General features: G+C 64.4%; 19 protein-coding genes, 1 tRNA gene and 1 pseudogene. 12 read left to right on the plus strand and 9 right to left on the minus strand.

The features are described from left to right. Positions 1 to 16: 16 nt before the first annotated feature. The gene (locus DMH03_RS25615; protein ID WP_125794524.1) at positions 17 to 1,039 is read right to left on the minus strand and encodes an LLM class flavin-dependent oxidoreductase; all 1,023 of its coding nucleotides are present in this window, start codon (positions 1,037 to 1,039) and stop codon (positions 17 to 19) included. A 242-nt stretch (positions 1,040 to 1,281) separates the two neighbouring features. Here DMH03_RS25615 and DMH03_RS25620 point away from each other — a divergent pair. The 3 genes from DMH03_RS25620 (at position 1,282) to DMH03_RS25630 (ending at position 2,975) form a co-directional block, all read left to right on the plus strand. Continuing rightward, positions 1,282 to 1,365, plus strand: a tRNA-Leu gene (locus DMH03_RS25620). A gap of 111 nt (positions 1,366 to 1,476) precedes the next feature. Further along, complete coding sequence (locus DMH03_RS25625; protein WP_233611634.1) at positions 1,477 to 1,941, plus strand: AbrB/MazE/SpoVT family DNA-binding domain-containing protein; 465 nt, start codon at positions 1,477 to 1,479, stop codon at positions 1,939 to 1,941. Further along, positions 1,938 to 2,975, plus strand: a complete 1,038-nt coding sequence (locus DMH03_RS25630) for a site-specific integrase (RefSeq protein ID WP_125794525.1) — start codon at positions 1,938 to 1,940, stop codon at positions 2,973 to 2,975. Before DMH03_RS25625 ends, DMH03_RS25630 begins: the two co-directional genes overlap by 4 nt. Before the next feature lie 257 nt (positions 2,976 to 3,232). Here DMH03_RS25630 and DMH03_RS42890 read toward each other — a convergent pair whose 3' ends face one another. Further along, positions 3,233 to 3,361, minus strand: coding sequence for a hypothetical protein (locus tag DMH03_RS42890; RefSeq protein ID WP_255431253.1), 129 nt, complete (start codon positions 3,359 to 3,361; stop codon positions 3,233 to 3,235). A 577-nt stretch (positions 3,362 to 3,938) separates the two neighbouring features. On the opposite strand from DMH03_RS42890, the gene DMH03_RS25635 reads away from it, so the two are divergent. Continuing rightward, positions 3,939 to 5,105, plus strand: coding sequence for a HEPN/Toprim-associated domain-containing protein (locus DMH03_RS25635; RefSeq protein ID WP_125794526.1), 1,167 nt, complete (start codon positions 3,939 to 3,941; stop codon positions 5,103 to 5,105). A gap of 114 nt (positions 5,106 to 5,219) precedes the next feature. On the opposite strand, the gene DMH03_RS25640 is transcribed toward DMH03_RS25635, so the two are convergent. Further along, positions 5,220 to 5,618: a hypothetical protein gene (locus DMH03_RS25640; RefSeq protein ID WP_233611635.1), complete on the minus strand. Its 399-nt coding sequence runs from the start codon at positions 5,616 to 5,618 to the stop codon at positions 5,220 to 5,222. Between the two features lie 241 nt (positions 5,619 to 5,859). Here DMH03_RS25640 and DMH03_RS25645 point away from each other — a divergent pair, with 241 nt between their 5' ends. Continuing rightward, on the plus strand, positions 5,860 to 6,615 hold the full coding sequence (locus tag DMH03_RS25645) for an abortive infection system antitoxin AbiGi family protein (RefSeq protein WP_125794527.1): 756 nt from the start codon (positions 5,860 to 5,862) through the stop codon (positions 6,613 to 6,615). Positions 6,616 to 6,643: 28 nt separating this feature from the next. On the opposite strand, the gene DMH03_RS25650 is transcribed toward DMH03_RS25645, so the two are convergent. Together DMH03_RS25650 and DMH03_RS25655 are read right to left on the minus strand one after the other, a co-directional pair. After that, entirely contained in the window at positions 6,644 to 6,943 is a 300-nt protein-coding gene (locus tag DMH03_RS25650) for an HAD family hydrolase (RefSeq protein ID WP_233611636.1), read from the minus strand. Between the two features lie 493 nt (positions 6,944 to 7,436). After that, complete coding sequence (locus DMH03_RS25655; RefSeq protein ID WP_125794528.1) at positions 7,437 to 7,943, minus strand: hypothetical protein; 507 nt, start codon at positions 7,941 to 7,943, stop codon at positions 7,437 to 7,439. A 210-nt stretch (positions 7,944 to 8,153) separates the two neighbouring features. On the opposite strand from DMH03_RS25655, the gene DMH03_RS25660 reads away from it, so the two are divergent. From DMH03_RS25660 to DMH03_RS25670, 3 genes are read left to right on the plus strand one after another with little or no spacing between them, the layout of a single operon-like run. Next, a complete protein-coding gene (locus tag DMH03_RS25660) occupies positions 8,154 to 9,917 on the plus strand; it encodes an Eco57I restriction-modification methylase domain-containing protein (protein WP_158633120.1) in 1,764 nt (587 codons plus the stop codon). Between the two features lies 1 nt (position 9,918). Next, positions 9,919 to 11,013, plus strand: a complete 1,095-nt coding sequence (locus DMH03_RS25665; protein ID WP_125794530.1) for a BsuBI/PstI family type II restriction endonuclease — start codon at positions 9,919 to 9,921, stop codon at positions 11,011 to 11,013. A gap of 42 nt (positions 11,014 to 11,055) precedes the next feature. Next, positions 11,056 to 12,267 (plus strand): hypothetical protein, encoded by a 1,212-nt coding sequence (locus DMH03_RS25670; protein WP_125794531.1) that lies wholly within the window; start codon positions 11,056 to 11,058, stop codon positions 12,265 to 12,267. Between the two features lie 388 nt (positions 12,268 to 12,655). Here DMH03_RS25670 and DMH03_RS25675 read toward each other — a convergent pair whose 3' ends face one another. After that, the gene (locus DMH03_RS25675; protein ID WP_125794532.1) at positions 12,656 to 13,000 is read right to left on the minus strand and encodes a hypothetical protein; all 345 of its coding nucleotides are present in this window, start codon (positions 12,998 to 13,000) and stop codon (positions 12,656 to 12,658) included. Between the two features lie 49 nt (positions 13,001 to 13,049). On the opposite strand from DMH03_RS25675, the pseudogene DMH03_RS25680 reads away from it, so the two are divergent. Continuing rightward, positions 13,050 to 13,603, plus strand: a pseudogene (locus DMH03_RS25680) (IS1634 family transposase); the annotation flags it as partial. Positions 13,604 to 13,609: 6 nt separating this feature from the next. On the opposite strand, the gene DMH03_RS25685 reads toward DMH03_RS25680, so the two are convergent. Further along, positions 13,610 to 14,430 (minus strand): IS5 family transposase gene (locus DMH03_RS25685; protein ID WP_370310852.1). Its coding sequence is split into 2 segments (ribosomal slippage): positions 13,610 to 14,076 and positions 14,076 to 14,430, totalling 822 coding nucleotides; the frame shifts between segments, so codons are not numbered across the junction. Positions 14,431 to 14,560: 130 nt separating this feature from the next. On the opposite strand from DMH03_RS25685, the gene DMH03_RS25690 reads away from it, so the two are divergent. Both DMH03_RS25690 and DMH03_RS25695 read left to right on the plus strand, forming a co-directional pair. Then, positions 14,561 to 15,841, plus strand: a complete 1,281-nt coding sequence (locus DMH03_RS25690) for an IS256 family transposase (protein WP_370310855.1) — start codon at positions 14,561 to 14,563, stop codon at positions 15,839 to 15,841. A 134-nt stretch (positions 15,842 to 15,975) separates the two neighbouring features. After that, entirely contained in the window at positions 15,976 to 17,373 is a 1,398-nt protein-coding gene (locus DMH03_RS25695; RefSeq protein WP_125794533.1) for a hypothetical protein, read from the plus strand. Positions 17,374 to 17,755: 382 nt separating this feature from the next. Here the strand turns inward: DMH03_RS25695 and DMH03_RS25700 are convergent, their stop codons facing one another. Then, the gene (locus DMH03_RS25700; protein WP_125794534.1) at positions 17,756 to 18,241 is read right to left on the minus strand and encodes a hypothetical protein; all 486 of its coding nucleotides are present in this window, start codon (positions 18,239 to 18,241) and stop codon (positions 17,756 to 17,758) included. 717 nt (positions 18,242 to 18,958) lie between these two features. Between DMH03_RS25700 and DMH03_RS25705 the strand changes: the two genes are divergently transcribed. Next, positions 18,959 to 19,303: a hypothetical protein gene (locus DMH03_RS25705; RefSeq protein WP_125794535.1), complete on the plus strand. Its 345-nt coding sequence runs from the start codon at positions 18,959 to 18,961 to the stop codon at positions 19,301 to 19,303. A 126-nt stretch (positions 19,304 to 19,429) separates the two neighbouring features. Here DMH03_RS25705 and DMH03_RS25710 read toward each other — a convergent pair whose 3' ends face one another. Next, complete coding sequence (locus tag DMH03_RS25710) at positions 19,430 to 20,179, minus strand: IclR family transcriptional regulator (RefSeq protein WP_125794536.1); 750 nt, start codon at positions 20,177 to 20,179, stop codon at positions 19,430 to 19,432. Positions 20,180 to 20,187 lie beyond the last annotated feature (8 nt).

Here is a 20,187-nt window from a genome sequence, read left to right on the forward strand (position 1 = left end):
GCCGAATCGCGCATTCTCAGCGCCAGCCGAGCTCCGGCGCCACATGCGTGAGAATGCTCTCCAGCACGTGCGCGTTGTACTCGACACCGAGCTGGTTCGGGATGGTCAGCAACAAGGTGTCCGCGGCCTCGATCGCCTCGTCCTCCTTGAGCGCCCGCACCAGCTCATCCGGCTCCGCGGCATACGACCGCCCGAAAATCGCCCTGGTCGTCTCGTCGATCATGCCCACCTGGTCGCGCGAGTTCCGATCGCGGCCGAAGTACGCGCGGTCCAGGTCGTTGGTCAACGCGAAGATACTGCGGCTGACCGACACCCGCGGCTCCCACGCGTGACCGGCCTCCTTCCAGGCTTCGCGGTAGGCCTCGATCTGCTTGCGCTGCTGAACGTGCAGCGGCTCACCCGTCTCGTCGTCCTTGAGCGTGGAACTCTGCAGGTTCATCCCCTGCTCCGCCGCCCACACCGCCGTCGCGTTCGAGCTGGAACCCCACCAGATCCGCTCGCGCAACCCCTCCGAGTACGGCTCGAGCCGCAGCAACCCCGGCGGATTGGGGAACATCGGCCGCGGATTCGGCTGCGCGAACCCCTCGCCGTCGAGCAGCTTGAGGAAGACCTCGATGCGCTGCCGCGCCATGTCCGCGGCGGTCTCCCCCTCCGCGGGCCCGTAACCGAAGTACCGCCACCCGTCGATCACCTGCTCCGGGGATCCCCGGCTGACCCCGAGCTGGAGCCTGCCCCTCGAGATGAGGTCGGCGGCACCCGCCTCCTCGGCCATGTACATCGGGTTCTCGTAGCGCATGTCGATCACGCCCGTCCCGATCTCGATCCTCGAGGTCCGCGCGCCGATCGCCGACAGCAACGGAAACGGACTACCCGCCTGCCGCGCGAAGTGATGCACACGGAAGTAGGCACCGTCCACGCCGAGCTCCTCGGCCGCGACCGCCAAGTCGATCGACTGATGTAGGAAGTCCGCCGCGGACCGGGTCTCGGAGTGCGCACTCGCCGACCAGTGGCCGAACGAGAGGAAACCAATCTTCTTCACAGCACATGTAAGCGCTCCGTGACCGGGTTTGATTCCCCACCGCCCACGACCCTCTGTAACCAGCAGTCACGCTACGCATTTCCGGCTTCCGACCTGGGGACTTACCCGCATTTTCCACCCCTCCAGAGGCACGAAAGCTGTCGGAGGGTAACCGATCATGGTCTCAATGTAGGTCTGCGTGACGATACGGACCCCCCTGATTGAGGCCTCCGAGGCGACGTATACTCTTCTCACATCAGCAAGTCCGAGTGGCGGAATGGCAGACGCGCTAGCTTGAGGTGCTAGTGTCCTTAACGGACGTGGGGGTTCAAGTCCCCCCTCGGACACACTTTCGTGGCATCACTGCTACGTCTAATGTATCGGTGCTTCAACGCACTCCAACACCCTGAACCGGCATTCTGCCGGACCACGCGACGCCTGTGGCGGCGGTGGTGGGCATGACCGGCGCTGTGATTGCCCCGGTCGCTTTCCCGGCTACGCGTTCCCAGGGCGGGCGTGGCCCGATGGCCGCGTCGAACCGGCCGCCGCCGTTACCCACCGTCCCCACGCCGCGCACCGAGACCGCGGTGTACGGAATGGCGGCCGTGGACTGCCGCGGGCGGGTCGCCGACCGCACCGTGTTCGCCGCGCTGGGCTGGGTAGCCGGGACACCGCTGGCCATCAGCGTCACCCACGGAACGCTGGTGATCGGCACCGACCCCTCCGGCGTTTTCGGCATGACCAGCCAGGGACATCTACGCCTTCCCGCACATGTACGGCACTGCTGCGAACTGGGCTCTGGCGATCGCGTGCTGCTCGCCGCCTACCCCGATCGCGAGCTGCTCCTGGTGCACCCACCGATGGTGCTCGACCTGCTGCTCGCCGACTGCCACGCAACGCTGCTGGGTGGTGATCCCGCATGACCGCGGAACATCACCAGGGCGCGTCGGCGGACCGGGCTGCCGATCTTGACGCCGCCAGGCTGCTGTTGGCCCGGATGGGTATCACCGCCGAAGACCTCATCAGCGAGCCGGTCGCCCAGCCGCTGCTGCCGACCTTCGCCGAATACATCCCCGTCGTATCCGACGCAGTCTCTGACGGCACCCGCCGCGTCTACACCTCCTACTGGAACCGGATCCTCGAACACTGGGGGCACCGTCGCCTGGACGAGCCGACACCGTCGCAGATCAAACACCTCGTCGAGCACATCAAGACCAACGTCGTCGCCCGCCGCAACGCCCGCGGTGGGCGCAGCGCGGGCGAACACCTCATCGCCGCCCTGCGCTGCGTGTACCGGCACGCCGAAGACGACGAACTCATCGACTCCGCAAACAACCCGGCCCGTAAAGTCGCCAAACCCCCGCGACTGCCGTCCACGCGCCGCGCGGTCGCGGGCGACAGGCTGGCCGAGATCAACCACACCGCCGCCACCACCGGCAACGACCCAGCCCTCGACACCCTCCTGCTGCGGCTGCATACCGAAACCGCGTGCCGCCGTGGCGGTGCGCTCGCCTTGCGGCCGCAGGATCTCGATCCAGCCCAGTGCTTGATCTTCCTCCGGGAAAAGGGCGAGACGGTTCGCTGGCAGCCAGTCTCACCTACGCTGATGGCGCACCTGCAACAACACGCGCACGACCGGCACGCGCCACGCGACGGGCAACTGCTGCGCTATCGCAACGGGCAACCGATCACCAGCCGTCGCTACGACCACCTCTGGACTCGGCTGGGCAAGCACCTCCCCTGGGTGGCGACCCAGCAAATCTCCACGCACTGGCTGCGCCACACCACCTTGACCTGGGTCGAGCGCAACTTCGGGTATGCCGTGGCCCGTGCCTATGCCGGACATAGCGACCACGGCAGCGATGCCGGAACCACCACAACCTACGTCCGCGCCAGCATCAACGAAGTTGCCGCAGCGTTGGCAGCTCTCACCGACGAACCACACCCCCTCACTTAGCCCGATGTCGTCCAACGAGTGTTGGCCCGAGCAGGGGCAATTCCCCCAGTGATTCGACATGTCGGCATATGTTCCGGTCTTTACGGTGCGCTCGGTACCTGCCCTTTGCTCCAGCCGCCTCCGCGGCACAGAGAGCTGATGCTCCGTGCCGCCATCGGGACGCCTGGCTGTTCTGCGGCCAGTGGGAATTCCCCGTGGCCGGCCAGCACGACCGGGGGGGGGATCCAACGGCGCGCTCGGGCCGTAACCTCGCAAGTTCACGAACAGCGTTCCATCGCGGAACTGATCTTGGACCGATGTGCCCAATAGGTGACCAGGCTGGTCTTGCCTACTCCGCCGGTACCGTCGAGGACGGCGACCGTTCCGTGGGCACTGGCGCCGTTCAACAAACCATCGTCCAGCGCAGGCAACTGCCGCGGCACTGGCGCACCTCTATGCCCAGGGGCAGAAACACCTGCCTGCTCAATACTGCCCGTCTGCCCTGCCGATCCGGCCTCTGACTCGCTGATCATGTTGCTCACGCCGCGCTGATCACCCACGCAGCCAGTCTGGCCTGATCCCACTCACGAGGCGCCCGCGAATCCAGCACCACACTGTTGGAGTATTGGGCCACCAGCAGCTGCCGGTCGGAAACCAATGGGCTGCTCGTGTCGCCCGGCATCCAAGCCGCCAGATGCAGCGGGCCGGGTCAGCTGACTGCGGGCGAAGCGCCCTCTGCCTCAGAGCGGTCACGCCTGCTTGGGTGCAGCGATCAAGTACGGCGGACAGCCAGCATCTGTCGAGCGACCACGTCACACGGAAACCACGACGTCACGTGGTGAAACTTGATTAAGTTGACGCGGAAAGTATATCGCGGCGGTCTAGACGCGACAACCAAGATGTGTATTTCCGCGAGTACGTGGGCGTTGCATGAGCCTTCGCCCAGGGGCGCGGAAAACGACATGAGTGTGGGATCGTGGCGGCATGGGGCACTACTCAACCCTTCACATCGGCCGGGCTCAGGTGTTCTGGGTCAGGGACGGGTACGACTCTGACCTCGTCGCGCTGTTCACCGAGGCCGACCGGCGCCATGAGGATGAAGAGTACGGTTACCGCTCCACAGCCGCCCAGATGCGTGATCGCCTGCAACTCCACGGTTTCACGGCAATGCACGCAAGAAGGGAACTTGACAGCGCCGTCGATGAGTGGCGCAAGGAGGTGGACTCCGGCGATCCAGTTCCGCCTAATTCGGACGAACTAATCGAAACGTACCGAAAGCTTCTCGATGTACCAAAGAACGATTTCGACCTCCCAGCGTGGGGCTCCTACCTCGAAATCCAGGAGCCGTCCGACATCTTCTTCCACCTAGACATTCGGGCACTGCTTCGACTTCTACTCGACATGACGCCGGACAGTACCGAGGTCGTTCTCGACCTCTCCCAACTCATCGGGTGTTGCGTCGAACTGGGCCCCGCAGAGCGTATAGCCACACAGGCCCGCACTGATCAGCGGGCGAACCTCTCAGCCGACGCCCCGCTTATCGTTCTCACCGAGGGAACGACGGACTCCGAACTGTTGTCACTGGCTTTGGAAGTAACACATCCCCATCTCATAGGCATGGTCAACTTTCTCGACTTCGGCGAGCGGAGCCGCCCCGAGGGCGGAGTCGGCGCTCTACGCAACACCGCCAAAGCGTTCGTCGCAGCCAGCGTGGCGAACAGGTTCATCGCTTTGGCGGACAACGACGCGGCGGCCCATGAGGGGCTGGCGGACTTGAAGTCAAGCCCCGACCTGCCAGCGACGTGCAGGATCGTGCACTACCCCGACCTCGAACTGTTGCAGGACTACCCGACCTTGGGGCCATATTCTGCCGAGACAGTGCGTGCGAACGTCAACGGCAGTGCGGGTTCACTGGAGATGTACCTCGGGGTCGACGTGCTCACCAAGGCCGGAGAGCTCGTACCCGTTCAATGGACGAGTTACAAGCCGAAGGTGCACCGATACCAGGGCTCCCTGCTAGACCCCGACAAAAGGCGAGTCCAGGAAGCCTTTCGCGAAAAGGTACGAGATGCCCGTTTGAAGGGACCGGATGGCATGGACTGGACGGGCGTGCGCGCGATCATCGAAGCGATCATCCACGCCTTCGACTAGCCTCACCGCTCACAGGATGGTCGTCAACTTCAACCAGAAGACATAATCAAGGCTATATTTACGTAAAACCAGCGTCGTCAACCTAGAAGTCGCGCTCATGTCCGCGCCGAACGTTCAGCGGCATGAACGGTTCGGATTCGCCCATGCCCCCACCGACCATGGCGGCGAAGGCTGGCCGTAGGGGTCGACCAGCACGATCCGCTGGGTGAACAGCGGCAAGACAGCGTCGAGGGTGATGATGTTGTGGTCGCTGGCCAGCTCGAAGAGTGTGTTCATCACCTCACAGCTGGTGGTGCGGTCTGGGTCGGTCTCGATCAACAGGCCCTCGACCCGGATCTCCAGCAGTCGGTGCTGGGGCAGCATGGTGATGCGGATGTGGATGTGACTGGGAAGTCCGCCACCCTCGCGTACCTCGGCGATGTCGGCGCACAGCTGCATCGCGATCGCCTCCAACCGGTAGCCGCGTTCGATCTCGACCCACGCGCCCCACACAACCTGCAGGCCGCCCGCCAAGCGCGCCCGAACACACCCGCGCTCATCCCCAGGTCCGTCAGTCCCTCTCGACATTGCTGCGCATTCACAGCGCTCCGAGCTCCGGACTGGTCGACCTCGCTGCCTGGGCCCGCGCCGGCGGAGGTCGGTCACTGGGGTCACGCTCTTCCTTGGCTGTGTGCCGGGCCAAGAGCATCACGATCCAGCGACCGCTTGCCGGGCGAGAGCCGACCGTGCGGTGCGCTATGCCAAGGTGGCCGACGTGGTTGCCATCGAAGAACTGCTCCATCGCCGTTCCGACCTGTCGACGTTCGTCGTCCACTTCACCAGGGACGGCGAAGAAGCTTCCGCGCGGGACAATCTCGAAGCGATCCTGCATAGCCAGACCATCGAGGCCCGAACCGTCTATGGAATGGCAAAACGTCTGGCAGAGACGAATCCTGATGTCGCCGATTCGCAGCGGACAGTGTGTTTCACCGAAACCCCGCTTGAACACGCGTGGATGATGTGCCAGGACATCGACAATCGCCAGATCAGGTTCAACGGGTACGGCCTCGCGTTCACGAGGACGTTCACGCGGAAGCGTGGCACGAACCCTGTCTGGTATCTCGACATTACTCCAGGGCACGACTGGCTGACCACGCCCGTCAACGAACTCGTGCAGAAAGCTGTCACCGACGCCACGCCACCTGGGGCGCCGGGGCCTGCGACCGACGAACTCCTCGCATCTCCAATCTTGCGGCTGACGCCCTTCATGGAGCAGATGGGGACGCCCAGTGGGGTGCGAAAGGAGTTCTGGTGGGAACGGGAATGGCGACACGTGGGGCACTTCGGGTTCGCGCCACAGGACATCGTCGTTGTATTCGCTCCCGAAGAAGACCACGATGACTTGCTCCGCACCATCGAATCTTGGGATGAGTACTTTCGCGTTCCCGCGATCGTTGATGCGCGATGGGGTCTGGAGCGCATGATTGCGGCTCTTGCCCGCGTTCGCGACAAAGGCCCCTTTCCCACGTAGCGCCGTCCCGCGGTTCTTCGCCGGGTACTCACACTTCGCCCGCTGGTGGGAACCTGCGCCGGGCGGCGTCGGGCTGTGGGCGGAGCAAGTCCGGCAGGTCCAACCAAGAGTCGATGACCCAGTCCTCGTCGCGGCGCACCAGTGGATCATCGGCCCATAGGTAGCCCCACGGGCCGCACTTGATTAACGCGGTCTTGAACCCTGCCGCCTTCGCAGCCACCACGTCGTTGTCCCTGTGGTCACCCACGTACAGCGTCTGGGCGGGGCCGTCGGGCAGTATCTCCGCCACCCGAGCGAAGAACTCGAGACAGCGACGGTACGTCGACATCAACCGGCGCGCCCCATTCGTGCGTGGCCTCCTGCGTCGCCATCACCGTTGCAGTTTCCCGCCCCGGCTCGTCATCACGAGCCCGACTCGCTGCGCACCCTGGCCGACTCCAGAAAGCCGACGGGTAGCGATTCGCCCGCTTTGCCCGAAGTCGGCCCGGTCCATTGGTGTCAGCGATTAGACCAGCAGCAGGACGATCTGAACCAGAGCGGGACCGAGGCGCTCGGGAGGCGTTGGTGGGGCGCCACCCCACCTGAGCACGCCATTGGTCACGGCCATGTTCACCCGCACGGTTGGCGCTGAAGGTCAGCTTCTCGTCGAAATACCCCGCGGCGGCGCAGCGGATCTATCCGAGTCGCTTCGGCATGGCGCCGAGGCGGCGGTCTCGGCACAGCGTCGCGATAGCACCTTGCTGCTCTTCTAGAGCCATCGATCCATCGGTTTGCGAAGCCCTACGTGCGTAGAAGGAGCCGGAGGCACTCGCCGAGACGCGCTAAGTGATCGACAGTTTGGCTTGCGTCAGATAGTCGGCTAGGTGGTTGCTGAGAGGTTCGATAAGCGGATCCAGTTGCTCGCGAATCGAGGCGACGTCAGCCTCGGACAGGCTCAGGGGTGGCCGACGAAGTCGTGCACTCCAACTCGCTGGATCTGGGAAGGCATCCAGGCGATGCACAAGCGGGGCAAGTTCTACACCTGTTCTCAGGGGAGCCACACCAACTACCCGCAAACTGCAGCCCAGTGTGAAGGTCCTGTGACCGATTGTTACCGGCTCGTCGAGGTCAAGCGCAGAGGTGGTGGCCTTCGCGTACCCGATGATCCTGCCTCGGTCGCGGGTTGGGTTGTTAAAACATCCACGTGCGGTATAGATGAGCACCTCGTCGCCCGCTGAGAGGGCGTCCACCTGACGACGACGAGCTTCAGGAAAGGCCATGCGTCGCTCGCCGAGCACCCACGCTAGCGCCGCAGCGTCGCTGATCACCACGAGGTACGCGCCAGTCACAGGGAGATCCTAGGCGCAGCTCGTACCGCCTGCCATGATCGCGCGGACATGCTCCAAATGGAGCAACCGTTGACAGCCCCTCTGCGCGAGCACCCGCAGTCGCTGCGCTGGTGGGTGTTGATCTCAGCGCGTCGTAGCCCCAATGACAGCTTCCACTGGCCGAACTGGATAAGCTTCGCCGGGTCCCGATCGTCGAAGGAGTCTGCCCTCATGCCCGACCTGCTTGTCGCAGCGGCAGTGTCGGAAGCCGTGGAAAACGCCTCCGCTGTCCGTCCGCTCGGATCACGCGGTTCCCGCGGCAAGGTAGCCGAGGGCGGACCGGCTGAACTGACGCCCACGGCTACAGCGGTACTGGCAGCCATCCCTGCCTGGTGGAAGGCTCAAGCATCCGCTGCCGGACTGACAGGCCGCTGGCTGGACGTTGAGGAGGCCGTGGATGCGAGCCCCCCGGTCGAGGTACCACTTGATCCTCCGTTGGGCGATTCGTGGGGGTCACTGACTCCAGAGCAGGTCGGGGCCGCGTATGTAGAGGCTCTAACCTCCGCCACCAGAGCTCGTCACGGCCGTCACTACACGCCACCAGAGCTGGCGTCCCACCTATGGAACATGGCCCGCAAGTCTCTTGACCTTCCGCCAGCCAATCAGGCTCTCCCTGGTCTGGTTCGCGACCCCGCCTGCGGAGCGGGTGCCCTACTACTCCCTCCGCTGCGTGAGCACCTACACGCTTCCTTCGACGTGGACCCGGCGCTGACTCTCGCTGGGTTGCCGAGCCTGATCAGCGGTGTCGACACCGACCCTGCCGCCATCTGGGTAGCGAACGTCGTGCTTGCGGCCGAGATGCTGCCAACACTCGCGAGAGTTCCCGAGGGTCGTCGGAAACTCTTGCCGGCGCTGACCCAGGTAGGCGATGGCCTCGAGGTTCCTGAGCAGGAAGCTCGTGTAGTCGTGATGAATCCGCCCTATGGACGCGTTCGCCTGTCAACAACGGAACGCGAACGGTATGCCCATGTCCTGTACGGGCACGCTAACCTCTATGGCCTCTTCATGGCTGCGGCAGTCGAATCGCTCGACGCCAAGGGGGTGCTGGCAGCTCTGGTACCGACCAGCTTCACCAGCGGTCGATATTTCTCCAATCTGCGGGCTCACCTCGGACGGAATGCCGCCATGAGTGCGGTGACTTTCGTCGAAGACCGCAGCGGCGTCTTCACTTCTGTACTACAAGAGACGTGCCTTGCCACCTTTGAGAGGCGAAAGAGGCAAAAGACGCGCATTACCAGCATGGGTAGCACAGAAACCACCATCGCAACGGTGAAGATACAAAAGACCCGCGATCCTTGGGTCCTGCCTCGCCGCTCGGATGACGCCCCGATCGCTGCCGCCGCGTCTGCGATGACGGACTCTCTCGCGTCGCTAGGTTGGCGAGCCTCAACCGGCCCTCTTGTGTGGAACCGCCGAACCAACGATCTTCACGCGACGTGGGGTGCCACTCGCTCCCACGTTATTTGGGCAGCTGACCTTGACGGCGGCGAACTGCACCGCGACCCGGCTCGCGATTCGATGCGTTACCTGGCTCTTACCGCCGCCTCTGATCCGAAGGTCATGGTGTTGGACCAGCCAGCCGTGCTAGTGCAACGCACGACCGCTCCCGAACAGTCACGCAGGCTCGTTGCTGCGTACCTGAGCACAGAAGCATTGGAAGCTCGCCACGGTCGAGTGACGGTTGAGAACCACGTCAATGTCCTCCGCCCTACCGTGCCCGATCCCGTACTCACCCCTGAGGCCCTTACCCGCGTGCTAGCAACGAAGACAATGGACCAGGTGGTGCGCAGCATCTCAGGCTCCGTCGCCCTTAGTGCCTATGAGTTGGAATCGATCCCCCTCCCGCGCCCGAACATAGTTCGCACGTGGAACGACTTGGAAGGTACCGCGCTCGAAGCAGCCATCGCTGCTGCCTATCGACCCGAGGGGAGCTGACGTGCGCGAGCCCATTAGCCCCGATGAAGCCGAGCGCCGACTTCAGGTGATCTTTCCCAGGGCCGCCTTCGACTCTGTGCTGTCCTCACCTCTCGCAGGCATGGCAGTTGCCGCCTTCATCCATGTAGATGCGATCTGTAGTTCGAGCGACGACCCTGACATTGTCGAGTGGGCCCGGCCGTCCACGGTCATGTGGATGTCAAGCGAAGCGCTGTCGCGCACCTCTGACGCCGACCGACTCGTCTGGCGTACCGCTGCTGCGAAGGGCAGTAAGCAGGTCGAGGACCTCCACACTCACTGGGGCGTGCCCTTCCAGCCCAAATATAAGGACAACTCACGCGAGACGCTGCGCGATGAAACGTTCCGCAAGTGGCGCGAACATGGCGCACTCCGGATGCGCCCTGGGCTTCCCACGTCCAGCAGTAAGCCTCGATGGGCACTGCTGAATGACTTTGCTGACTTATTCAACCCCAGTCTTACTGACGAAGACTTCGAACAAGCGGCGGATGAGTGGCGCGAGAAACACCTGGACCCCGGCACGCGGCTGCGAGCGATTCACGCGCTTGACACCGAGACGGCCGCGCACGCAGTAACAGTCACTCTGCCGAACAACACAACCCGAACACTAGAGCCAGGTCGCTCCTCGAAGATCATCAAGGGCGTCATCGAAACCTGGGCACCAACTCGGCTCGTGCAACCTGTCGTCCTTACGATCTCCGAGCCCGGCGACAAGGTCCACATTGGCGATGAGCGGACGCTGCGCGCGCTCGGCATCAACATCGATCTCGCCAATGTCCTGCCCGACGCCGTCATCGCCGACATCGGCGCAGATCCGGTTCACTTCTGGATCATTGAAGCCGTCGCGTCTGATGGTCCCGTGTCCGAGGAACGGCGCAGGGCACTACTCGCCTGGGCAGCCCAACAAAACATCAAAGCCGAGCGTTGCTCCTTTCTGACGGCATTTCTCTCTCGCAACCATGCTGCCGCCAAGAAGCGTTTGAAAGACATCGCCTCTGGAACCTGGGCTTGGTTTGCGGATGAGCCCGGCCACGAACTTGCCTGGTACAAGGTGGTACCGACCTCTGACGGCCATTAAAAATCAGAGGACGAAACTACCTGGAAATGCGAACCTTTCAGCATGAGTCGGGATGCGCCCAGTTGGGATGACCTCCGCCGGAGGCTAGTCGCCGAGCGGTTCAGCGCGGCGGGCATCGCAGCTCTGGGTCACGCCATTGACCAGGCCGAACGGATATTAGGAAAGGCGTGGCCAAGCCGACAGTTCGAGCGCAAGGGCTGGTGGCCTGCCGAGTTCAACCTGTTCGCGTTCCATGCCGCGGCTCTTCCACGCTTCCTGGAACTGGTGCTGCAGTTCGAGGCCGCAGCCAATGAGCCGACCTTCGCGACGGTGCTGCGGGGCCTCAAGCGGGGCGTGACCAGCGCTGACTGGCGACACGCCCTCCTACAACTCGAAGTCCACCGAGCCCTCCGAAGCTCCGGGACGGCCATCACCTTCGAGCCCGAAATCAGTGGCAGCCGTAACAAGGCCGACCTCATGATCGCCCCGTCAGAAGGCTCGCCCTTCCTCGTCGAAACCACCTCCCTTGCTCGCGCCGACGTCGACCAGTCATGGGAGGAGTACGAACACAACGTCTGGCAAGCGGTGACCCAACTCGAACTTCGCCACAACGTACGAATCGCGGTGGAGCTGTTCGACCACCGGGACGACACCGAGACCGCCACGTGGCTCGCTGCCATCGAAGCAGCGGCGGTCAGCAGCGAGCACGAAGTCCAGCGTGTTGAGGCGCCGATGGGGCGAGCCGAAGTCCGCCGAGCTGGCTCGCCGACGCCTGAGCGCACGTTTGTCGGTGCCGCGGCAACTCGAGACGGCTGGCATCGCCTCGGCAGAGCTCTCCAAGCCAAGGCCCGTCAAAGTGACGGGCCGTTGCCGGTCTGGTTGCGCGTCGACGCGCTTGACGGCTTCTTCCAGTTCACGGAGTTCGCCACGCTGGATTGGACCGAGCGCGTAGACCGAGTTGCGACGAACCTCCGAGAAGACCTGGCCGGCGCCAGCCACCTGGCCGGTGTCGTCCTTTCGTCTGGCCCTGCCGTAGCGCTCGGCGCAACAGATCCGACGGCCGAGACCCAGACGACTCGCTCGGCAACCGGATGCGGCCTACGACGCCTGATCAGCGCACACACCGTTCGCGAAACGGTCGTTGTCGCACTGCGCGATGATGTGGCCGACCAACGGGAGCTGTGGACGGCGGCGTACGCCGCAGAGTCCGAGTGGCTCCCACGAGACCTCTTCGGCAGGTCACTCCCGGAGCTCCCCGCCTTCCTGGCTGGTTGAAGACCCATGGTCACTCGCTGGAGAGGAACGCGTGCGGTGGGGACGGGTCAGAGCGAGGTCCGGCCAGGGCGGCGGCACGTACCGAGATCACCGATCGATAGGAGGGAATGCCGCTGCCTCTGGCCTCCGAACGATGCCTCGACCTCCGACGGATGACGCGGCTTTTGTGTCCGACAAGCTCCACTCTTCGCCCGGTAGGGTCGTGAAACCGGCAGGCGGTTCAGGCCGAGGCAAGCTGGCAGGAGCTGCTGGAACCTGAGTTGGCTCACGGTGCCGCGCTCGTGAGGCCCGCGTCGCGTTCACCTGCGGTGATGCCCGCAGGTGGGGCTGTTTTCACGCACTAACCGAATGAGTCAACTGGGTCTGGCCGGCCAGCCGTCTGGCGGCCTCAGAGCCGCAGCAGCCCCGCGGCGAGCGACTCACGCAATCCGGCGGGCGGCTCCTGGTAGCCCTCGTCCCACAGCGCACCGGGAAAGCCGCCGGCCGCGAACGCAGTGTTGAGATCGTCGACGAACCAGATCGCGGGCCCCACCTTCCCGTCGATTCCGGGGCCGGGCAGGTCGATGCCGTAGGGCGCGTCGCCGCTGATGTTCGCCTTGTGGAGCTCGTCGGGCGCGTAGTCGAGCTGGAACGGGATGCCGGCGTCCCGGCGCGCGGTGTCGCTGAGGTACTCGGCGTGCTCGGCCTCGTAGTAGGAGCGCGAGCCGCCCCGCTCGGCCCACTCGAGCTGCACTACCAACGGGTCCGCGAGCACGCTGGCCGGCCCCGGCGACAACCGCCGCGACCACACGATCTACTTCCAGTACCGGGCTGACCGGGCCCGCCGCACCCTGCGCGGAATCGACCAGCAGATCACCAAGGCCGAAAACGCGGTCGCAGGCCGGACAGCGGTCAAGCGGAATCGGTACGTGCGCGCCTGACCGGCGCGGTCAAGAGCGTGAACCGGGCCTTGGAGGTCAAGAACCGGGCCCTGGCCGGGATCAAGGGCTACGTCACCAACCTGCCCAACCCCGGCCCCGAGCAGGTCATCGGCGCCTACAGCCGACTGTTACAGGTCGAGAAGTCCTTCCGAATGTCCAAGACCGACCTGGCCGCCCGGCCGATCTACCACCACACCCGCGAATCGATCGAAGCGCACCTGACCATCGTGTTCGCCGCCCTGGCCGTGTCCCGCTGGATCGAGAACACCACCGGCTGGAGCATCAAACGGTTCGTCACCACCGCCCGCCGCTACCGGACGATCACGATCCAGGCCGGCGACCACAGTATCACCGCCGCCGACCCCCTACCCGACGAACTCCGCGCCGCACTCGACGTCATCCACGGCACGCACTAAGGGGTCCTAACAGATTGAGTGGGCTTTGAGTCGGCGCCAGCAGATGATGACGCAGCCGAGGGTGAGGAAGGCTTCGTGGAGGTCGTCGCGGACCTCCCAGCGGATGCGCAGGCGGCGGAACCAGTGCAGCAGGGCGAACGCGCCTTCGACGACCCACCGGTGCACGCCGAGGCCGGAGCCGTGCTCCTCGCCGCGGCGGGCGATGACCGGGGTGATTCCCGCGGCGCGGACCAGGCGACGGTATTTGTCGTGGTCGTAGGCGCGGTCGGCGTAGATCCGTCGTGGCCGTCTGCGGGGCCGTCCACGACGGCCCCGCACCGGCGGGACCGCCTCAATCAACGGCATCAGCTGGGTGACATCATGCCGGTTCCCGCCGGTCAGGGTCGCCGCCAGCGGGATCCCGGTTCCGTCGGTGATCACATGGTGCTTCGACCCGGTGCGGGCTCGATCGACCGGGCTGGGGCCGGTTTTCGGCCCCCTTTTAACGCCCGCACATGCGACCCATCGACCGCCGCCCGTGACCAATCCAGCTGATTCGCCGCGTGCAGCTCCGCCAGCAGCAGCTCGTGCAACTGCTGCCACACCCCGGCCTCGGTCCAGTCCCGCAACCGGCGCCAGCACGTCATACCCGACCCATAACCCAGCTCCTGCGGCAAAAACTCCCACGGAATCGCCGTATAGAGCACAAACATGATCCCGCACAACGCCTTACGATCATCCAACCGCTTACGCCCCGGATGCCGAAACCTGCGCTCCACCCGCGGCAACAACGGCTCAATCCGCTCCCACAGACCGTCATCGACCTCCCACGGACGCCGCTGCCCCACCCAGCCCACCCCTCACAGACGCTCAACGAGACACAGCATCAAACCACACTCGAGATCATTCTGTTAGGACGGGACTGTAAAACGTTCGGTGTAACTCCCGATCATGGAAGTGCACCTGATGACCGAGATGATGTCCGGCGTGGAGAACGCTGAGGACTCGAAGCCCGAGACCGGTTTGGATGGTCTGGATGACCAGCTCGTTGAGCAGCTGGTGAGCCGTGCCAAGGCTGGTGGGTTGAAGCTGACCGGTGAGGGCGGGGTGCTGCAGCAGCTGACCAAGCGGCTGCTGGAGTCCGCGCTCGAGGGCGAGATCACCGATCACCTCGGCTATGACAAGCACGACCCGGCCGGTCGTGGGACCGGTAACTCGCGCAACGGCGCCCGCTCGAAGACCGTGCTGACTGATGTCGGCCCGGTCGAGATCGACGTGCCGCGGGATCGGGACGCCAGCTTCGAGCCCAAGATCGTCGCGAAGCGGCAGAAGCGCCTTGGTGGCGTGGACGAGATGGTGATCTCCTTGGCTGCCAAGGGATTGACGACCGGTGAGATCGCCGCGCACCTGGCCGAGGTTTACGGTGCCGAGGTGTCGCGGCAGACCATTTCCACCATCACCGACAAGGTCATTGAGGGCATGGTCGAGTGGCAGAACCGGCCCCTGGACACGGTCTATCCGGTGATCTTCATCGACGCGATCCACGTGAAGATTCGCGACGGGCAAGTCGCCAACCGGCCGATCTACGTCGCGTTGGCGGTGACCTGCGAGGGCCGCCGGGACATCCTTGGCTTGTGGGCCGGCGATGGGGGCGAGGGCGCCAAGTACTGGCTGCATGTGCTCACCGAACTGAAGAACCGCGGCGTGGCCGACGTGCTCATGGTCGTCTGTGACGGCCTGACCGGGTTGCCGGACGCGATCACCACCGTCTGGCCACAGACAATCACCCAAACCTGCGTTGTTCACTTGCTGCGCAACAGTTTCCGCTATGCCGGCCGTCAGCACTGGGACGCGATCGCCAAGGCCCTCAAGCCGGTCTACACCGCGCCGACCGAGGCCGCCGCGCGGGAACGGTTCGCCGAGTTCGCCGACGCGTGGGGCGCCCGCTATCCGGCCATCGTGCGGTTGTGGGACAACGCCTGGGCCGAGTTCGTGCCGTTCCTGGCGTTCGATCCGGAGATCCGCCGGGTGATCTGCTCCACCAACGCCATCGAGAGCGTCAACGCCCGCATCCGCCGTGCCGTCAAAGCCCGTGGCCACTTCCCGAACGAGCAGGCTGCGCTCAAGTGCGTCTACATGGCGATCATGAGCCTGGACCCGACCGGCACCGGCCGCAAACGCTGGACCATGCGCTGGAAACCCGCCTTGAACGCCTTCGAGATCGCCTTCGACGGCCGCCTCGCCGCCGGACGCAAGTAGTTTCCTTCAACCCGAGTTACACCGTTCGTTTGACAGACCCCGGAACCGCGCCCGTGATCGAGAACGTATTGTTGTGCGTCGGTGTTGATCACGCGGTAGTGCGATCAGGTCGACGTAGAGGGCGCATAAGGGGAATGATGCTGAAGCCCGCGGAGCACGTGCTGACAGATCTCGCGCAACGCTCGAACGTCTCCCTCCATTCGGATTACAGTTTGGTGGGCGCCGTGGCCGCTGCGGCAGCCGACGACGACGAGAGGCGCGTAAAGAAGCGGGCTGAGGAGAACAGCGTTAAGGACGAGGACGAGATCCTGCGGCGAAAGCCCGAACTCCATCCGATACGCGCGTGGGGAGACAATTCCTCTCAGCTGACGCCGTGGAACGTGCTGCATGTACTCGGCCGGGCCATCGCACTGTCGAGACGAGGCGCCGCGCGCGGACTCGCCGAGCACTGGGGCGCGCTGAAATACAGCCAGGCGCTGACCGGCGACACCGGTTCGTTCCTGAAGCTGTCCGCTGAGGGCAAGGAGACGGCGGACTACTACAAGGCCAACCAGTCGAGCGAGCTCGGTGTCGGTTTCGCCCTGGCACTAGCCAGACGAGTCCTGGCGCAGCGACATCCGGATCGCGTCGTCTCCATCGTGCCCGCGGACACGGCGCTACGCGCAGGTTGGGCCTTGACCAGCAGAGACAAAGGACTACGACAGAACTACCGGTACCGCCCGCAGTTCTTCGCCGAGCTGTGGAAGCCGGGAGCGCCTTCGCTAGTACTGCCGATCGCTTGTAAGGGCAACCACAGCAACGCCGCACACTCCCACGCCCAACTCGCGTCTGCATCCGCTCATGTAGAGGCGGTGCACGTCGGACCGTGGAACGAGACTCCCTGCCTGATCTTCAGCACTGAACTGCCCCTGGACGGCCACGTCACCGTGCACGCCCTCTGCGCCAAGGGAAGCGGCGGCTGGCTGGCCAGTCCCAACGCCGAGGGTAGCGGCCTGGATGCCAAGCTGAGCGACGCCAACCATTTCCCCCAAATCCACCTGCCTTCCAACGGTGACGAGGCCCGCACTTCGATCCCCGGCTTCCACGTCACACCGGATCAATACGAGTGGTTCGGGCACGTGCTCGCACGAACGGCGGCGGCCGGACTGACAGCCTTCGCCGGCAACGGCGAAGCGACCGCCCAGTACCTGACCGAGCGCCAAGGACGGAAGCACTTCATCGGATTTACGCACGCGGCCATCGGTAGCGTGCAGGACGCGAACCACAATCTCCTCGGCAATCGCTTCGTCGGGACCGACCACGTCTTCCGGCTGAACGGGACCCGCGTGGAAGCCTTCTCTGGCGTAGAGGCCGCACTATTCGATCTCCTGGCTCACGGACGAGTGACGCAGTACCGCCGCGAGGTCTACGAGCACCGCTCCGCCTGGCCCAGCGATTCCTGGGACCGCTCATGGGGTGGCCCGGTGTCGGTCCACCCGGACGGAACCGTGCTCGCCATACGGTTGCTCCCAGGACATGCCGGTCCAGTATGAGGCCGCAAGGCCGAACCGTGTCATCTTCTTGGTCAGCCCCGGCCTCCGCTTCCTCGAAGGTGATTACTGGACCTTGTCCATTTCCTTTCGCCTAGTCACGACGTAACGCCAGGCAGATCTTCCTGGGTTCCTCTTGTTGTCGGTGATGCCCAGAAATGTGCGCACTGCGTCTCACCCAACGTCGTGCTCCCCCTTGATCAACCGTCCCGATCATCGGAGACGCTCTGGCTGCACTAACAGCTCCGCCCGACATTCATCAAGCAACCGTCGAGCGTTCGCCTAACTGAAGGCGACTTGGCGTGTCCATGCAGCCTGATCCAGCTCCACCACGCACTACATCTCGTGGACGAGCCCCAGCGACAATCCTGATTCGCCGAGGACTTCAGCCGGCGATCAGGTCTCTGATGAACGCCGCGATCGCTACGAACATGCTCACCCCAGCGATGGACATCATCGCCCAGTCGTAACCCGGCCTGTCCGCCCTCGAAGACATGGCGGCCGCACCGCGGACAGCCGAGCTTGGCTGCCGCTCTGGCAAGGCACCACGATCGAAGGTGTCACGCGGCCACATCAAGGTCGGAAGCCCGAGAAAACCTCTACCCCGGACAAGAACAGGAAGCCCGCGCTTGTAGCCGACGTGGAAGTCGCACGTGCCGACGATGCCCCGAACAAGCCAGCGGCACGGCCGGTGCTTGACCGTCTCGACTCTGCAACGGGTCAGGCGAACTACGGTCAAGTAAAGCAGCAAGGCCGCGACTGCGAAAAACAAAGGCTGCCACAGCCGTTCCGAATAGAAATAGTACGACAGGGCCGCGAGAACCACTCCCCAAGCCCTGAACGGAGTCTTGCGACGACGACCTTTTGCCACGGATACCTCCCCACATCGATCGTGGCGTTCACTCGCGTCGGGAAACGACCGCCGCTCGAGTGAGGCAGGTGGCACTATTCGCCTCTCAATACGACACGTGACGTGTCTATGGGCAAATCCTGAGACTGGTGTTACCACCTGTGAAGCATGCGGGTGACAGAAGGTCGATGCGCATCCAGCCGAATTTCAGGCTTGATCGCGCACTACCACCCTCGAATCGGCCGAACGTCTCAACAAGCCGCAGAACGGCTCGAAGTGTTACGGGACGGCCGCCAACCGGTACGACATCGTTGACTGCTGGTACCGGCAGGAGCAAAAGACTGAGCTTCACATCAGCAGACTGCGCATCGCTTCGCTATACCTCAGCAAGGCGTCAGAATCGTCTGACTTCCAGTCGCGGTTCGCAATGTGCCCGTGAACGGAACCGCCCGACTTACGGACACGCATCCGGCCACACGGAAGCCACGATCTACTGCGCCATATCAAGATAGTGCTGGAAGTACAGCCAATCGGTTTCGCCCGCTACAGTAGGCAAAACAGCTTGTCCGATGCCAGTGGATCCCGCGCGCGGTCGAGGTCCGCTAAACTCCGCGCATGACCTCCCAGAAATTGGGAGATCTGCCAAGGATTCGTGATCACGTCCCCCCTCGGACACACTTGCACGGGAAATCTCCCGCACCGCAGAGTAACAACCCGGTCGCTCCAGATCTTTGGAGTGTGCCGGGTTTCTCACACCTGCACTTCGACTACACCGGCGGCCTCGACCTGTTCCCCGGCGCGCAAGGCTTCATCGGCGCCGACGAACTCCGCTACGCACGCACACCACGCACCTCGACGCCGCCATGTTCCGGAAACAAGACCTGCCGGATCGACTGGCTCGAGGTCCCCCGTGGCTACGACCACGACATCTTCGGCGGCGGCAGCGTGACGTTCCTGTCCCTTCCTGGGCACACCCTCGGCACGCTCGGACTGCAAATACGGTTGCCCGACGGCCGTCGAAGGAGACCAGCCTCCGGAAACCGATTGACCCCTTGGCGGCCTGCGGCTGACCAAGCCACCTGACGCTGAGGCGACTTGTCCGTGAACCGCCGCAACGTGATCCGGACGGGAAGTCCTCCTGTCCGACCTCTGAGACGGCGAAGCGGTGACCTCCGTTCCGAAGCACGTCGCTGATGCCCCCGCCGCGGATCACAGGGCCGCGCCGAGTCCCTGGGTGATCCGGTGTGCCGCCTCCGCGACGGCGTGGCCGTGTTCGTCGAACACCGCCTCGGTCATCCGCACGGTCGGGCCGGACACGGACACGGCACCGATCGGGTGGCCGTCCGCGTCCAGGATCGCCGCGCCGACGGCGACGATGCCGTCACTGAGGCCTTCCTGGTTGAGCGACCAGCCACGGGCCCGAATTTCCGCCAGCCGGACACGCAGCGCGTCCGGATCGACGATGGTGCGCCGGGTACGTTCTTCCAGGGCGCCACCCTTGAGGTAGGCGTCGACCTCGAGGTCGGTGCATGCCGCCAGATACGCCTGCCCAGTGGCGGAGGCGTTGAGCGGGATGCGATAGCCCAGCGGCAGGAACGCGCGCAGGGGATGTGCGGTGTCGAGCCGCTCGAGAAGCACCAGTTCCCGGCCATCGGCAGCGGCCAGGTGGATGGTCTCTCCGGTGCCGAGCTGAAGCTCGTGCAGGATCGGCAACGCGCGTTCCCGCAGCCCCCCGGCGTCACGCGCCTGGTTCCCGACCGCGAACGCCCGATACGTCAGCTGCCAGCGGGCGGCGTCGTCGGTGCGGCACCACCCGACCTCCTCGAGCGTCCGCAGAGTCCGCTGCACCGTGCTCTTCGGGAGTCCGACGGTGCGAGCCAGTTCGGACAGGCCGACGGGCTGCGACTCGCCCACCGCCTCCAGCACTTTGATCGCCGAGAGAACGCTGTTCGTCGTCATCCGCTTGA

This window comes from Amycolatopsis sp. WAC 01376, assembly GCF_003947415.1.
GTDB lineage: Bacteria > Actinomycetota > Actinomycetes > Mycobacteriales > Pseudonocardiaceae > Amycolatopsis.

What these genes read in the sequence shown, in the direction of transcription:
- DMH03_RS25630 (WP_125794525.1), top strand. Translation starts at nt 1,938, where the DNA reads ATGACCGCGGAACATCACCAGGGCGCGTCGGCGGACCGGGCTGCCGAT.
- DMH03_RS25635 (WP_125794526.1), top strand. Translation starts at nt 3,939, where the DNA reads ATGGGGCACTACTCAACCCTTCACATCGGCCGGGCTCAGGTGTTCTGG.
- DMH03_RS25650 (WP_233611636.1), bottom strand. Translation starts at nt 6,943, where the DNA reads ATGTCGACGTACCGTCGCTGTCTCGAGTTCTTCGCTCGGGTGGCGGAG.
- DMH03_RS25695 (WP_125794533.1), top strand. Translation starts at nt 15,976, where the DNA reads ATGATGCTGAAGCCCGCGGAGCACGTGCTGACAGATCTCGCGCAACGC.
- DMH03_RS25670 (WP_125794531.1), top strand. Translation starts at nt 11,056, where the DNA reads ATGAGTCGGGATGCGCCCAGTTGGGATGACCTCCGCCGGAGGCTAGTC.
- DMH03_RS25625 (WP_233611634.1), top strand. Translation starts at nt 1,477, where the DNA reads ATGACCGGCGCTGTGATTGCCCCGGTCGCTTTCCCGGCTACGCGTTCC.
- DMH03_RS25710 (WP_125794536.1), bottom strand. Translation starts at nt 20,179, where the DNA reads ATGACGACGAACAGCGTTCTCTCGGCGATCAAAGTGCTGGAGGCGGTG.
- DMH03_RS25660 (WP_158633120.1), top strand. Translation starts at nt 8,154, where the DNA reads ATGCCCGACCTGCTTGTCGCAGCGGCAGTGTCGGAAGCCGTGGAAAAC.
- DMH03_RS25690 (WP_370310855.1), top strand. Translation starts at nt 14,561, where the DNA reads ATGTCCGGCGTGGAGAACGCTGAGGACTCGAAGCCCGAGACCGGTTTG.